General features: G+C 42.2%; 16 protein-coding genes. 5 read left to right on the top strand and 11 right to left on the bottom strand.

The window, feature by feature from the left end; genetic code table 11:
• Positions 1-156 precede the first annotated feature (156 nt).
• The 4 genes from AU377_RS01510 to AU377_RS01495 all read left to right on the top strand — a co-directional run bounded on the left by AU377_RS01510 (position 157) and on the right by AU377_RS01495 (position 2855).
• Positions 157-540, top strand: coding sequence for a GntR family transcriptional regulator (locus AU377_RS01510; RefSeq protein WP_067403043.1), 384 nt, complete (start codon positions 157-159; stop codon positions 538-540).
• Entirely contained in the window at positions 537-1430 is an 894-nt protein-coding gene (locus AU377_RS01505) for an ATP-binding cassette domain-containing protein (RefSeq protein WP_067403040.1), read from the top strand. Before AU377_RS01510 ends, AU377_RS01505 begins: the two co-directional genes overlap by 4 nt.
• The gene (locus tag AU377_RS01500; protein WP_067403038.1) at positions 1417-2172 is read left to right on the top strand and encodes a hypothetical protein; all 756 of its coding nucleotides are present in this window, start codon (positions 1417-1419) and stop codon (positions 2170-2172) included. The genes AU377_RS01505 and AU377_RS01500 overlap by 14 nt, the downstream gene beginning before the upstream one ends.
• Before the next feature lie 137 nt (positions 2173-2309).
• Complete coding sequence (locus AU377_RS01495) at positions 2310-2855, top strand: hypothetical protein (RefSeq protein WP_156450349.1); 546 nt, start codon at positions 2310-2312, stop codon at positions 2853-2855.
• A gap of 133 nt (positions 2856-2988) precedes the next feature.
• On the opposite strand, the gene AU377_RS01490 is transcribed toward AU377_RS01495, so the two are convergent.
• From AU377_RS01490 to AU377_RS01475, 4 genes are all read right to left on the bottom strand, one after another.
• Positions 2989-3213 carry a LuxR C-terminal-related transcriptional regulator gene (locus tag AU377_RS01490; RefSeq protein WP_067403035.1) on the bottom strand — a complete coding sequence of 75 codons (225 nt, stop codon included), beginning with the start codon at positions 3211-3213 and terminating at the stop codon, positions 2989-2991.
• Positions 3214-3437: 224 nt separating this feature from the next.
• Entirely contained in the window at positions 3438-4232 is a 795-nt protein-coding gene (sdhB, locus tag AU377_RS01485; protein WP_067403032.1) for a succinate dehydrogenase iron-sulfur subunit, read from the bottom strand.
• Positions 4233-4237: 5 nt separating this feature from the next.
• Positions 4238-5992 (bottom strand): succinate dehydrogenase flavoprotein subunit, encoded by a 1755-nt coding sequence (gene sdhA, locus AU377_RS01480; protein WP_067403029.1) that lies wholly within the window; start codon positions 5990-5992, stop codon positions 4238-4240.
• Between the two features lie 88 nt (positions 5993-6080).
• Complete coding sequence (locus AU377_RS01475) at positions 6081-6689, bottom strand: succinate dehydrogenase cytochrome b558 subunit (RefSeq protein WP_067403026.1); 609 nt, start codon at positions 6687-6689, stop codon at positions 6081-6083.
• 252 nt (positions 6690-6941) lie between these two features.
• Between AU377_RS01475 and AU377_RS01470 the strand changes: the two genes are divergently transcribed.
• Positions 6942-7355 carry a YslB family protein gene (locus AU377_RS01470; RefSeq protein WP_067403024.1) on the top strand — a complete coding sequence of 138 codons (414 nt, stop codon included), beginning with the start codon at positions 6942-6944 and terminating at the stop codon, positions 7353-7355.
• A gap of 49 nt (positions 7356-7404) precedes the next feature.
• Here the strand turns inward: AU377_RS01470 and uvrC are convergent, their stop codons facing one another.
• From uvrC to AU377_RS01435, 7 genes are all read right to left on the bottom strand, one after another.
• Positions 7405-9195: an excinuclease ABC subunit UvrC gene (uvrC, locus tag AU377_RS01465; RefSeq protein WP_067403021.1), complete on the bottom strand. Its 1791-nt coding sequence runs from the start codon at positions 9193-9195 to the stop codon at positions 7405-7407.
• Positions 9196-9268: 73 nt separating this feature from the next.
• Positions 9269-9583: a thioredoxin gene (trxA, locus tag AU377_RS01460; RefSeq protein WP_067403018.1), complete on the bottom strand. Its 315-nt coding sequence runs from the start codon at positions 9581-9583 to the stop codon at positions 9269-9271.
• A 196-nt stretch (positions 9584-9779) separates the two neighbouring features.
• Entirely contained in the window at positions 9780-10751 is a 972-nt protein-coding gene (locus AU377_RS01455) for an electron transfer flavoprotein subunit alpha/FixB family protein (protein ID WP_067403016.1), read from the bottom strand.
• A gap of 71 nt (positions 10752-10822) precedes the next feature.
• Entirely contained in the window at positions 10823-11596 is a 774-nt protein-coding gene (locus AU377_RS01450; protein WP_067403013.1) for an electron transfer flavoprotein subunit beta/FixA family protein, read from the bottom strand.
• A 26-nt stretch (positions 11597-11622) separates the two neighbouring features.
• Positions 11623-12396 carry an enoyl-CoA hydratase gene (locus AU377_RS01445; RefSeq protein ID WP_067403010.1) on the bottom strand — a complete coding sequence of 258 codons (774 nt, stop codon included), beginning with the start codon at positions 12394-12396 and terminating at the stop codon, positions 11623-11625.
• 20 nt (positions 12397-12416) lie between these two features.
• Entirely contained in the window at positions 12417-12998 is a 582-nt protein-coding gene (locus tag AU377_RS01440; protein WP_067403007.1) for a TetR/AcrR family transcriptional regulator, read from the bottom strand.
• A 91-nt stretch (positions 12999-13089) separates the two neighbouring features.
• Complete coding sequence (locus AU377_RS01435) at positions 13090-14790, bottom strand: long-chain-fatty-acid--CoA ligase (RefSeq protein ID WP_067403004.1); 1701 nt, start codon at positions 14788-14790, stop codon at positions 13090-13092.
• Positions 14791-14966 lie beyond the last annotated feature (176 nt).

Below are 14966 nucleotides of genomic sequence, written 5' to 3'. Positions count from 1 at the left end.
CTCACGAACTTTCACTTATTGTCACCTTTTTTGCTATTTAAGGCAATAGTTTTTGGATGTTCTTCTCCGACACCTCAAACAATGGTTGCATTTTATTCATAAAAATAATATAGTACATTACAACAGTAATGCACTGGTTATCAGGAGGTAAAGCGCATGCTCGAGATGGATGGATCAAAGCCAATTTACGTTCAAATCGCAGAGTGGCTTGAAAAAGAGATTATCGATGAAACGTTAAAATCCGATGAAAAAGTCTATTCGCAATACCAACTTGCAGATTTATTCAATATCAATCCGGCAACAGCAGGAAAAGGGCTTACACTGCTGATCGACGCCGAAATTATTTACAAACGGCGAGGGCTTGGCACATTTGTTGCATCCGATGCACGAGAAAAGTTGCTCGCTAAACGAAAAGTACATACACTTCACCGCCTCATTGAAGAACTGCTCGATGAAGCAGAACTTCTTGGGATCGATGAACAGCATTTATTATCGAAAATACGAGCTACGCGAAACAAGAGAGAAGGGGATTTGAGATGACAGCTGTGGAGTTGATGAATGTTACAAAAAAGTATCACAAGCACCTTGCGCTGAATGGTTTGGATGTCAACATTAAAAAAGATGTAATGACTGGTGTAATTGGAAGAAACGGCGTTGGCAAAACAACGATGATGAAAATGATTGCCGGGTTTGTACAGGAAACATCGGGTACGATTCGCGTTTTCGGGGAAAGTCCTTTTAATAACTTAACCGTGTCGGCGAATGTTTTATTTGTCGATGATGCGATGCAATTTGCACAGACGATGTCATTGCATGATATTTTAAAAGAATGCAAGCGTTTCTATCCGAATTGGGATCATGCACTAGCAGATCGTCTCGTTCAATATTTTGGTTTTCACCTAGACGCGCGGCACCGTTATTTATCCAAAGGAAAGAAAAATACTTTCAACGCAATTATCGGAATCGCAGCCCGCTGTGCGCTTACGCTTTTCGATGAACCGATTACAGGCATGGATGCAGGCGTCCGTAAAGACTTTTACCGCGCCTTATTAAAAGACTATATTGCGCATCCTCGCACTATTTTGCTTTCCAGTCATCATTTTGAAGAAATGGAAGACTTACTGGAAGATGTATTAATCATCCAAAATGGAAAAGCACACTTTCACGGTTCGGTGACAGAATTACAAGAAATGCTCATTTCATTAAAAGGAAATGGTGAAATTCTCGCATCAGCTGCAGCAGGTAAAACGGTAGTCTACCAACAAAAATCAGGACCGTATACCGAGTGGCTTGTCGAAAATACTTTTACAGCAGCGGAGTTGGATCGTTTGAAGTCAAAGAGAGTAATTGCTACCCCGGTATCGGCGAATAGTGCTTACCTTGCCTTGACAGAGCAACGAACAGGAGGGATCGACGATGTATTTGCATGAACCAAAACTGTTTGATGTCGTGAAGCGGCAATTTATCTATAAAATGAGTGCGAATGCCACCCCTTTTACGATGCTAGTGATCTTACAAATTATTTCTCTTGTCCTATTATCCGGCAGTATGGGCAGTCCAGATCCGTTTTATGACCATAACAATATCGCTTATACGATCAATGCTTTTTCAAACGATGGAATTCTTGGCCTTACTTGGTTTTGGGCGGCTGTTTTTGGTTTTCTGCTGACGTCACTGGCCCAGCGTGATGAAGCTTTTTCATTCGTAACGAATCGGCTTAGTCATCATCTGGCAAACTTCTTCGTCATGTTGAGTGCTGCTCTATTCGGCGGACTATCTGCTGTTTTAAGCGGATCTATTATAAAACTCTATGCATTTCTGAGATATGGTGAAGTCATAATGGAAACGACCGGTCTCCTCACAGCACCTATGGATTTCATTTTACGTCTTGTAACAGCTGTTTTATATACCTTGCTTTTTCTCGTCATCGCCTATACAATCGGGACATTTATCCAAGTGAATCGCTTTTTTATTTTCCTCTTTGGCGCGCTATGGATGCTGCTAATTCGTTCCATAAGTTCATCGCATGGAGAAAGTTTCACGGGAAAAATCTTTCACTTTTTCGCCGGTGAAACATCTACGAGTCTGTTTATCTTGAAAATGATTATGACGGTTGTTGTTTTATGCACAATTTCAATTACAATATCGAATCGATTGGAAGTGAGAAAATAATGTTTGCTTTTATCCCTTTTGTTACTATTCTTATCGTTATTTCCTTCTTCTTGATTATAAGAAAAAGAAGCGCTCCACGGCGTTTCATCCACATTGGTCGGAAAATTCACATTGGATTCATCAGTGGGTATATTGCTTTGTTATGTATTGGACTCGTTTTTGCTGAAATTGCCGAAGTGAAGAGTCGAGGGGATATGCCTGAAAAAGTTAATGGCAATTTACTGTCTATTTATTTCGATCAAATCATACAGAAAAATGGCCCTGTTGACTCTTCTTTTATTCTTGACGAACGACAACATACAGCGGGCGAATCATTGACAATTCACCATCCACATGAGAATGCTACTATTTATGTCGAACGGACAAAAGATCAAGGCATCATTAAAGAAATTATTTATAAACCGCTGCTTGATATCAATCAATACGATTTCTCGGAAAGCGTGAAAGTTGCAAAGCCCATCTGGCGGAATAATGAATTGACGATCCCCGAACAGCCCAAAAACTTCATTCGCTACATTTCCTATCATGATTCCGCGGTTATGAATCAATTAACGACAGCCCGCGGTGCAGGTTATAACGGATTTAGTTCTGGCTATCAAACAATGGTTGTCCACCTGACCGTCCCGGAAAATGTAGATATCCACTTAGATTCTACTGATTATGTGACATTTATAGACAAATAGATCAATATAAAAAACTAAGAAGATGCCTCCCCCTTGTCGAATTTTGGGGAAGGCATTCACGATGCTTCTATATGGATTGAACACTCGGGATTTATTCATTCAACGAGTATTTACCACAGCAATCTCAAATCATTTACTTTACTTGTAATTCACCTAATCTTATTAATTCGACAATCGCTTGAGCTCTCCCCGATACTCCGAGTTTTTGAATTGTATTCGAAATATGGTTTCGGACAGTCTTTTCGCTAATGCCGAGCCGTCCCGCGATGTCTTTGGTCGTTTGATCATCGACGAGCAGATGAAAAATTTCTCGCTCTCTTGCGGTCAGCAAAGAACGGTGTTTCGATTCTCCTGTCAAGACGCGCCCCTCCTATCACTTTCACTTTACAATATGTGAAGATTTGCTAGGCTGTGCCGGCTTGTTGCTTATTTTTAACAGTTCTTAAATTTTTATGATTGAAGGGATTTTCTCAGACAGTTTAATATGGTAAGATCGGTTTTTCTCCATACAGCACATAAGGTTTTTCTCAATCAAAAACCCCTCACTCGATAGTTTACTCCGAGTGAGGGGAAATCGTTCCTTTAGTCTACCATATGGTCACTTCCGAAGAAGTTTTTGAACATTTGAACCGTCGTTGCGCGGCTAATTGAAGCGATCGATGTCGTTAACGGAATACCTTTCGGACAGGCAACTACACAGTTTTGTGAGTTACCGCATTCTGTAATTCCACCGTCGCCCATAACAGTCGCAAGACGCTCGTCTTTGTTCATCGAACCTGTTGGGTGTGCGTTGAATAGGCGCACTTGCGACATTAATGCTGGACCCATAAAGTTCGTTTTATCGTTCACATTCGGGCACGCCTCTAAGCATACACCGCATGTCATACATTTAGAAAGTTCGTACGCCCATTGACGTTTACGTTCAGGCATACGCGGACCTTCACCAAGATCGTACGTACCGTCAATCGGCACCCATGCTTTAATTTTCTTTAGGGAATCAAACATAAATTCACGGTCAACGATTAAATCGCGGACGACTGGGAATGTCTTCATCGGCTCAAGACGAATCGGCTGTGTAAACTGGTCAACAAGCGCAGTACAGGACTGGCGTGGACGGCCGTTAATAACCATTGAACAAGCGCCGCATACTTCTTCCAAACAGTTGCTATCCCAAACGACAGGTGTCGTTTTTTTACCTTCTGCATTGACAGGATTTCGTTGAATCTCCATCAAAGCGGCAATGACGTTCATATTCGGTCTATAGGGAATCGCAAATTTCTCCCAATATGGCTTTGTATCGGCCTTGTCTTGTCGAAGAATTTCAAATTGAACTGTTTTTTGTGCAGTCTGCTGTTCTTGTACGGCAGTAGTACTCAATGCTGTCAATCTCCTTTCTTCGCAGAATAATCGCGTTTACGTGGCGGAATTAAAGATACATCAATCTCTTCATAGTGGAAGATCGGTGCAGAAGCTCCGTCAAATTTCGCCATCGTTGTTTTCATAAAGTTTTCGTCATCACGGTCCGGGAAATCTGGCTTGTAATGGGCACCACGGCTCTCATCACGATTCAGTGCTCCAAGCGTGATCACTCGAGCTAAGTATAGCATGTTTTTCAATTGACGCGTGAAAGTCGCGCCTTGGTTTGACCATTGCTGCGTATCTGTCATATTGATATTTTCATAGCGCTCAAGAAGTTCTTGAATCTTCTCATCAGTTTGTTTCAGCTTGTCATTGTAACGTACAACTGTTACGTTATCCGTCATCCATTCGCCAAGCTCTTTGTGGAGTAAGTACGCATTTTCCGTACCTTCCATTTTAAGCGTTGCTTCCCATTTCTCTTGCTCTTCTTTAATCGCAGCATCGAAAATAGTGGATGGAAGTTCTTCTGTTGTACGTTTTAGACCCTTCATATAGTTAACAGCATTTGGTCCTGCAACCATTCCGCCGTAAATTGCTGAAAGAAGGGAGTTGGCACCGAGACGGTTTGCACCGTGCTGTGAGTAATCACACTCACCCGCTGCGAACAATCCAGGAATATTTGTATGCTGATCGTAATCGACCCAAAGTCCACCCATTGAATAGTGAACAGCTGGGAAGATTTTCATCGGCAATTTACGTGGGTCATCGCCTGTGAATTTCTCATAGATTTCAATGATTCCGCCAAGCTTGATGTCAAGCTCTTTTGGATCTTTATGAGAAAGGTCAAGGTAGACCATGTTTTCTCCATTGACGCCAAGCTTTTGATTGACACAGACGTCGAAAATTTCACGTGTCGCAATATCACGCGGGACAAGGTTACCGTAATCTGGATATTTCTCTTCCAAGAAATACCAAGGTTTACCGTCCTTATACGTCCAAACACGCCCACCTTCACCACGTGCAGACTCACTCATGAGACGAAGTTTATCGTCACCTGGGATCGCTGTCGGGTGGATTTGAATGAATTCGCCGTTCGCATAGTAAGCACCTTGCTGATAAACAATGGATGCTGCAGAACCTGTGTTAATGACAGAGTTTGTCGATTTACCAAAGATGATCCCAGGTCCGCCCGTTGCCATAATGACCGCATCGCCTCGGAACGCTTGGATTTCCATCGTTTTCAAGTTTTGCGCTTTAACGCCGCGGCAAATCCCTTCGTCATCTAAAATCACACCTAGGAATTCCCAGTGCTCGTATTTTTGAACAAGACCGTCTACCTCAAAGCGGCGAACTTGCTCATCTAAAGCGTATAGAAGTTGTTGTCCAGTCGTTGCACCAGCGAATGCTGTACGGTGGTGAAGTGTCCCTCCGAAACGACGGAAGTCTAGTAGACCTTCTGGTGTACGGTTGAACATAACCCCCATACGATCTAGTAAATTAATGATACCAGGTGCTGCGTCAGTCATCGCTTTTACAGGCGGCTGATTTGCTAGGAAGTCACCACCATAAACCGTATCATCGAAGTGAATTGCAGGTGAGTCACCTTCACCTTTCGTATTTACTGCACCGTTAATACCGCCTTGTGCACAAACGGAGTGGGAGCGTTTAACCGGAACGAGAGAGAATAAGTCAACCGGAGTACCTGCCTCCGCTGCTTTGATGACTGCCATCAAGCCGGCTAAACCGCCACCGACGACAATCAATCTGCCTTTTGCCATTATTGTTTCACTCCTCAAATTAGTCGTAAACCCTTTTTCTTTTCATTCCATAAAACTACTAAACTGGATAAGGAAAAAACTTACATTATTAAACGAATGCAAATAGTGCGCGTACGCCAATTACGGATAGCACCAAGAAAGCTCCGATTGTCACGTACGTCACGATCGTTTGTGAACGTGGAGACTGCGTAATTCCCCATGTCACACAGAAGGACCAAAGTCCATTTGCCAAGTGGAAAGTCGCCGCAAGAACACCAGCAATGTAAAATACAAGCATGAATGGATTTGATAAGATATTCGCCATCATATCAAAGTCAACATCTGCCCCGAGCGCCTTCTGAATTCTTGTTTCGTAAACATGCCATGCAATAAAGATGACAAGGAAAATACCCGTCAAACGCTGTAAGAAGAACATCCAGTTACGGAATGTTCCGTAGCGCTGAACATTGTTTTGCGCCGTGAAAGCTATGTACAAACCATAGAACGCGTGGAACATAAGTGGGATGTAGATGATGAACCACTCTAAGAACAGAACGAATGGTAAGTTCCCCATAAAATTCGATGCGTTGTTAAATGCTTCCGGACCGCGGGTTGCAAAATGGTTAATGACCAAGTGTTGAGCGACAAAAAGCCCAACCGGAATAATTCCGAGCAATGAATGAAGGCGGCGCAAATAGAAATCTGCTTCTTTCGACAATTCTTTTACCCTCCCTTATTCTGAGTTAACCGTCAAGGTTGTCATCTTTTAGACAATATCAGATATTGACGGTATGACTCTACATGTTACAATATGAGAACATGTCCATTGTACTCCTCCTATTTGAGGAGGTCAAGATGACGAAATGCTTTCTACGGAGTCATTTTTTGAAAAATCCTTTTTTTTTAAAAAAATCTACGCATATTTTCTATATGATGAAATACTAGGACGTTGAAGGGATTGCGTATTTGAATGGAAAATTTGTCAACAACAAAGCCAACACATTTTGGCTATGAAATTTTAAAAGATCATGTACTTCCTAGTATTCTCGGAAAGCACGAAGAAGAAATTCTCTATTGGGCTGGAAAAGATGTGGCAAGGAAATTCCCTGTATTCAGTACAGATGAACTACCGGAATTTTTCAAAGAGGCAGGATGGGGAGAACTAATTCTCGAAAAAACTGTGAAAGATTCTGCTTTTTACATACTCAAAAACATTTCTGGCCAGTCGACCGCTCAAAACCGAGTGTTTACTTTGGAGGCTGGATTTCTTGCGGAACAATACCAAAAGCTTAACGGTGTATTAACAGAATGTTACGGAGAGAAAAATGAAAATAATGATACCGTTCAGTTCCAGGTAAAATGGGATAAGAAAACGACTGTCTAAATAAATACAGCCCGTCACTTTGTTTGTGGCGAGCTGTTTTTTATCTTTGTCACTCTTTCTCCTTCGCTTTCTCATAAAAATACGTTGCCACATTTTCCGCAACTTTAACAGGCAACCCTGCCTCCCGCAATTGCTCAACTGATGCTTCTCGAATTTTTTTAATGGAGCCAAAATGTTTAAGTAATAACGTTTTTCGTTTCGGCCCGACGCCCGGCAATCCATCTAAGGTCGATGTTAGAGCACTCTTTTCACGCTTCTGTCTATGGAAAGTAATGGCAAAACGGTGCACTTCATCCTGGATGCGTTGCAGCAAGTAAAATGCCTCGCTCGTTTTTTTCAACGGAATGACTTCCGGCGGCTCACCGTAAAGCAACTCTGCTGTTTGGTGTTTTTCATCCTTTGCTAAGCCGGCAATTGGAATAGGTAAACCGAGTTCATCTTCGATAATTTCTCTTGCCGCTTCCATGTGACCTTTTCCGCCGTCAATGACGATTAAATCAGGCAGCGGCAACTGCTCTTTCAATACGCGTGTATAGCGTCTGCGCACAACTTCCCGCATGGCCGCATAGTCATCGTGGGCTGCCGCATGTTTCGTTTTATATTTTCGGTAATCTTTACGATTCGGTCTTCCGTCGATAAATGATACCATTGCCGACACTGGGTCTGCGCCGTACGTGTGGGAGTTGTCAAATGCCTCGATACGAAGTGGAACAGAGATATTCATTGCCTCACCCAGCTCTTCACACGCACCGATCGTTCGCTGCTCTTGTCGTTCTATGAGCTGGAATTTTTCCTTCAGTGACAGTTTGGCATTTTTCATCGCAAGACTGACAAGATCTTTCTTTTTCCCTCGCTGCGGAATGAAGACGTTGGCATTCAATAGTTTAGCAACCATTTCACGGTCTATTCCTTGAGGCAAAAAGATCTCTTTCGGGATAAAGTGCTCGGGTTGATCGTAAAAACGACCGATGAAAGTGAGCAGCTCTTCTTCCGGATCTTGATACATCGGGAAAAGAGATACATCACGTTCGATCAATTTTCCCTGCCTGACAAAAAAGACTTGCACACACATCCAACCTTTTTCGACGGCATAGCCGAAAATATCTCGATCGGTAAAGTCATTCATCGTAATTGTTTGCTTTTCCATAACCGCTTCAATATTCGTAATTTGATCCCGATATTCTTTGGCTCGTTCGAATTCCAAGTTTTCAGCAGCTTCTTGCATTTTCTTCATTAAATCTTTTTTCACTTCTTTATAGCCGCCATTTAAAAAGCGTGTAATGTCATCCGTCATTTCTTTATAAGTTTCTTGAGAGATTTCATTGACACATGGGGCTAAACACTGTCCAAGATGATAATATAAACAAACCCGGTCGGGCAGCGTATGACATTTACGATATTTATATAAACGATCCAGCAATTTTTTCGTTTCACCTGCCGCCGTTGCATGCGGATACGGACCAAAATATTTGCCTTTATCTTTTTTTACTTGTCTCGTAATGATTAGCTTCGGATGACGTTCTGCCGTTAATTTCAAATATGGATACGTTTTGTCATCCTTCAGCATAATATTGTATTTTGGGTCGTACGTTTTGATCAAGTTCAATTCCAGCACTAAGGCCTCGATGTCCGAGGCAGTGACAATGTATTCAAAATCCTCAATTTCACCGACAAGCCGCTGCGTTTTCGCATCATGACTTCCCGTGAAATAGCTTCTTACCCGATTTTTCAGCACCTTTGCTTTCCCGACGTAAATAATCGTTCCTTGCCGGTCTTTCATTAAATAACAGCCCGGTAAATCGGGTAAAATGGCTAATTTTTGTTCGATCAAATCATTCATCATTATTCACCTGCCAAAAAACCGGGTGCCTCTAAAGGGACCCGGTGATTTCATCTATGATGCATTGATATCATTATGCGTGTTTGTCGATCAATTGAGCCAAAGCTTCTTTCGGCTGGAAACCGACAACTTTGTCTACAATTTCTCCGTCTTTGAAAAGTACAAGTGTTGGGATGGACATAATGCCGAATTTTCCAGCTGTCCCTTGGTTATTATCCACGTCTACTTTTACAATTTTCGCTTTGCCTTCTACTTCGCCGTTCAACTCTTCAAGAACAGGCGCAATCATTTTACAAGGTCCGCACCATGGTGCCCAAAAGTCAACAAGGACAAGACCTTCTTTAATGTTCTCATCGAAGTTTTGATCAGTTGCATTAATAATAGCCATCTTAACAATATCCTCCTTAAATGTATGTTCAAAAAAGCAAGTCTGGAAAGTCACTAAACTTTGAACATCGCTTTAAACTATGAACGTATTATAGCATGCACCTATTTCCCAAGCTAAGTATATGCTTTACAAAAGGGGAGAATTGGGAAATCACGTTAAAAAGAGAACTTTTCAGCGAAAAGTCCCCCCCATTCAATCACGATTTAATTTTCTTTATTTCCTCGATCATCAGTGGAATCACATCGAAGAGATCTCCAACGATTCCGTAATCTGCAATTTTAAAAATGGTTGCTTCTGGATCTTTGTTAATCGCGACGATTACTTTGGAATTCGACATGCCCGCAACGTGCTGAATTGCACCCGATATACCGGCAGCTATGTAAAGATCCGGCGTAACCACTTTTCCTGTCTGACCAATTTGAAGTGAATAGTCACAGTAATCCGCATCACATGCACCGCGAGAAGCACCCACTGCTCCACCCAACAAATTAGCAAGTTCTTCTAATGGCTTGAAGCCATCTGCACTTTTAACGCCGCGGCCTCCTGCTACAACAACCTTAGCTTCCGACAGATCTACTCCTTCGGTAGACTTGCGAACGACTTCTTTGATAATGGAGCGGAGATTCGAAATGTCTACGGCTACTGATGAAACGGCCCCTGTTCTACCTGCATCATGCTCAAGCGCCGAAATGTTATTCGGACGAATCGTGACGAACAATAAACCTTCTTTGTTTCTCACTTTTTCAAACGCTTTACCCGAATAAATCGGACGAACAAATACCGCATCTTCGCCTTCACCTTCAATTGCTGTGACATCGGAAATGAGGCCGGAAGCTAACTTACTAGCGATTTTAGGTGATAGGTCTTTCCCAAGCGCCGTATGACCAAATACAATCGCGTCAGGTTTTTCTTGTTCATAAACAGCCGTAAAAGCCTGTCCGAAGCCATCGGATGTATAGTGTTTCAAATTCGGATGCTCAACGGTAACCACTCGATCGGCACCGTAGTGAATCATTTCCTGTGCCAAGTCTTTCACCGCATCACCAGCGAGAACACCAATTACTTCTCCTCCGCCCGATACCTGTTTAGCTGCCGCAATGGCTTCAAATGTGACGTTACGCAATGCCCCTTCTCGCGCTTCCCCCAAAACAATCACTTTATTAGACATATAAAGTCCCCCTTGTTTAACGATAATCCATTGAATGAGTTGACAAGCCGATAGATACCCCGTCAGGCAATTTAAATGACTTTCGCTTCTTTATTCAACAATGTGACGAGCTCACTTACTTGGTCTGCTAAATCACCTTCAAGAATACGTCCCGCTTCTTTTTCGGCTGGAAGAAATATTTCAACCGTCTCTGTTTTCGCTTCCACATCGTCCTCATCCAAATCTAAATCATCGAGTTCAAGCCCTTCAAGCGGCTTTCTTTTTGCCTTCATAATCCCTGGAAGTGATGGATAACGCGGGTCATTTAGACCTTGCTGTGCCGTAACGAGAAGTGGCAACGATGTTTCAATCGTTTCAGAATCCCCTTCGACATCCCGTGTAATTGTTACGGAAGTTCCATCAATTTCAAGCCCCGTAATTGTCGTAACATAGTTGATGCCAAGCAATTCCGCCACGCGCGGTCCAACTTGACCAGATCCGCCATCGATCGCAACATTTCCTGCAAGAATCAGGTCTACCTCTTTATCTTTTAAATACTCGGCAACGATTTTTGCAGTTGAAAATTCATCCGCCTCGTCTAAATCGTCTTCGGTATTAATTAAAACTGCTTTGTCTGCCCCCATCGCCAAAGCCGTCCGAAGTTCCTTTTCCGATTCTTCTGATCCGACGGTTAGCACCGTAACTTCCCCGCCATGCTCGTCACGTACTTGAATCGCCTCTTCAATTGCATATTCATCGTACGGATTAATGATGAACTCAGCACTGTCCTCATTAATTTTGCCATTGGCAACTGAGATTTTTTCTTCCGTATCAAAAGTGCGCTTCATTAATACAAAAATGTTCATATTGAAAACCCCCTTAACATTTTACGTTACTTCCCTTTAAACATAGGCGTACGTTTCTCAATGAATGCTTGAATGCCTTCTTGTGCATCTTCTGACACAAAAACAGTACCGAATGCAGCCGCTTCCGCTTTTACACCGTTATGATAATCAGCAGACTTTGCGTATTGTAGCATTTCCAAAGCAGCTTTCATCGCTACTGGACTTTTCAACGCAATTTTTTTTGCAAGTTCCATTGTTTGCGGCAGCAGCTCTTCTTCTCCATAAGCACGGTTCGCCAATCCCCATTGAACCGCTTCTGATCCTGTGATCGGCTCACTTGTTAATAGCATTTCCGCAGCTTTTGGTATCCCCACATAGCGAGGTAGGCGCTGTGTCCCAGCAAACCCTGGGATCAGTCCCAACTGCAATTCAGGTAAGCCGAGTTTTGCATTTTCTGTAACGATTCGAATATGACAGCTCATCGCAAGCTCTAGACCGCCGCCAAGCGCTGCACCGTGAATTGCGGCAATGACCGGCTTTGAAAACGCTTCCACTCTTTCGAAAACATTTTGACCGTTTTCGGCAAGCTTTGAAAATGCCTCTCCTGAAGTGACGGATGTAAATTCTTTAATGTCTGCCCCCGCAGAAAAAAATCGACCTTCTCCATGTAAAACGATGACGCGAACTGCATCATCATTTTCTACCTGATCGAGTAAAGTGTTGACTTCCTGAATCAGTCCGCGTGAAAGTGCATTGGCGGGCGGCCGTTGGATCGTTGCAACTGCAATGCCATCCTGAATCACCACTTTCAGAAAATCCATTTTCCCCATCCCCTTTCTTACTATGCTTGCATGCCTTTCATGATGAGTTTATGGACTTCAGGCGCAAGCTTCAACAAGTCATATTTTTGCTCATTCATCACCCATGAAGTGATCGTTTCATCGATGGTGCCAAAGATCATTTGACGCGCTAGGCGATGATCTACGCCCGCGTTAAACTCACCGTTGTCAATTCCTTCTTTCAAAATTGAGTCAAGCAAGGCTAAATATTCCTTTAACGTATCATTAATCTTATAACGCAAATCTTTGTTTGACTGCCTGAGCTCCAACTGCGTAACAATCGCAAGGTGGCGATTTTCGTGAAGTACGCGGAAATGGTTTTCAATCCACTTCTTCAACCTATCATTGGCGCTTATTTCCATTTCCATTAGTTCAGCCACATTATCTATAAAAATTGCTAGTTTTTCCCGAAACACAGAGATGAGAATATCTTCCTTACTTTTGAAATAAAGATAGATTGTGCCATCTGCAACGCCCGCCTCTTTCGCAATTTTAGATACTTGGGCTTGATGAAAACCGTTTTCTGCAATCACAATAACCGCAGCGTCTAGTATTTGCATGTATTTTGGTTTATCCCGCTTCACTTTTTTCACCACCTACATAATGAAAATATGAATGAATGACAATTCATTCATATTTTCATAGTAGTCCCATTTTACTGAACAGTCAAGCATTTCATGAAGAGATACGGGTTTCACTTTCTCCTTTCTTTTGTTCTTCTTCTATGAGTTGACGTCTTAATATTTTTCCAACTGCTGTCTTTGGCAATTCAGTTCTGAATTCATAATATTTAGGTACTTTAAAAGACGCTAAATGTTTTCGGCAATATTGATCCAGCTCTTCTTCTGTTACCGAATGACCTTCTTTTAATACAATATAAGCCTTAACTGTTTCACCCCTGTACGGATCAGGTACACCTGCTACGACACATTCTAAAATGGCTTTATGCTCATACAATACTTCTTCAATTTCCCTAGGATAAACATTAAAGCCACTTGCGATAATCATGTCTTTTTTTCGATCAACGATGTAGAAATAACCGTTATCATCCATATATCCAAGATCACCTGTTAATAACCATCCATCACGAAAGCTCTCTTCCGTTTCTTCCGGTCTATTCCAGTAGCCTTTCATCACTTGCGGTCCTTTTACAGCAATCTCTCCGATTTCTCCATTTGAAAGAGGTTCAGATGTTTCAAGTCCTAAAATACAAGCATCTGTATCTGGCCACGGTACACCGACTGAACCGGTTACTCGTTCGCCGAACCATAAAAAATTCGCATGTGTCACTGGAGACGTTTCCGTTAAACCATAACCTTCAACAAGCTTGCCGCCGGTCACTTTTTCAAATTCATCTTGTACATCGAGCGGTAAAGCTGCCGATCCACTTATACAGGCTTTAATCGAGGAAAGGTCATATTTAGCCAGATCAGGATGGTTTAATAAACCAATATAAATCGTTGGCGCACCTGGAAATATCGTTGTCTTTTGTTTATCAATCGCTTTTAATGTCGTTTCAAAATCAAATTTCGGGATGAGCACCATTTTATTGCTTAGCATGACCGTAAGCAACAATACGGTTGTCATGCCGTAAACGTGAAAGAAAGGCAAAATGCCCAATACCGTTTCTTCGCCTTCTTCACATTTATACAGCCACTCGCTGCACATACGGACATTCGCATTAAGGTTAGCATGGGTGAGCATAACACCTTTAGGCGGTCCTGTTGTGCCTCCGGTATATTGTAAAATCGCTAGATCTTCGTCATAATGAAACTCGTAATCAATCGGTTCTACTTTTCCTGTCTTTAAAATTTCAGTATACAGATGGTTCATCCCACGATGTTCAATTTTCACAGCAACGCCGTGTTCCTTTTTCTGAATGAACGGGTAAATGAGATTCTTTGGAAATGGCAAATAATCTTTAATGCTTGTAACAATCAGGTGTTCGAGTTTTGTCTGTTGAACTATTTTGGATATTCTCGGGTACAAGATATCAAGTGAAATAATGGCTTTTGCACCAGAGTCTTTCATTTGATAGGCAAGTTCCCGCTCGGTATAAAGCGGATTGGTCTGCACGACGACGGCACCGCAATATAAGATCCCATAAAATGCTACGGCATTTTGCGGACAATTTGGCAGCATAATCGCAACGCGGTCCCCGCGTTCAATGCCAATGGACTGAAGATAATTGGCAAACTTTAATGCCGTTTCATAGAACTCTTTGTACGTTAGCTCTTTCCCCATAAAATGGATGGCTGTTTTTGTAGGAAACTTTGTTGCAGCTCTCGTCAAATACGCTTGAATCGGAATCCGTTCATAATCGATGGACGTTGAAATTTCGGGCGGATAAAATTGTAACCATGGTTTTGACGTCACGGTAAAACCCCCTTTTTTCAATTCGCAAACTATTCCTGTAATAATAGTATATAGACTAGTGAATGCGCTTACAACGAAAAAAATGAAAAAACCTTGACCAAAAATGACGGTCAAGGCGTATTCGTAAACATCCAATAAATTCCGATCAATACAAATAAAACACAAACAATAATTAA

Origin of the sequence: Sporosarcina sp. HYO08 (genome assembly GCF_001563475.1) — a bacterium.
In the GTDB taxonomy this organism is placed as follows: domain Bacteria; phylum Bacillota; class Bacilli; order Bacillales_A; family Planococcaceae; genus Sporosarcina.
Note: the sequence above shows the minus strand (reverse complement) of the source record. Positions and strands in the feature narration are given on the sequence as shown.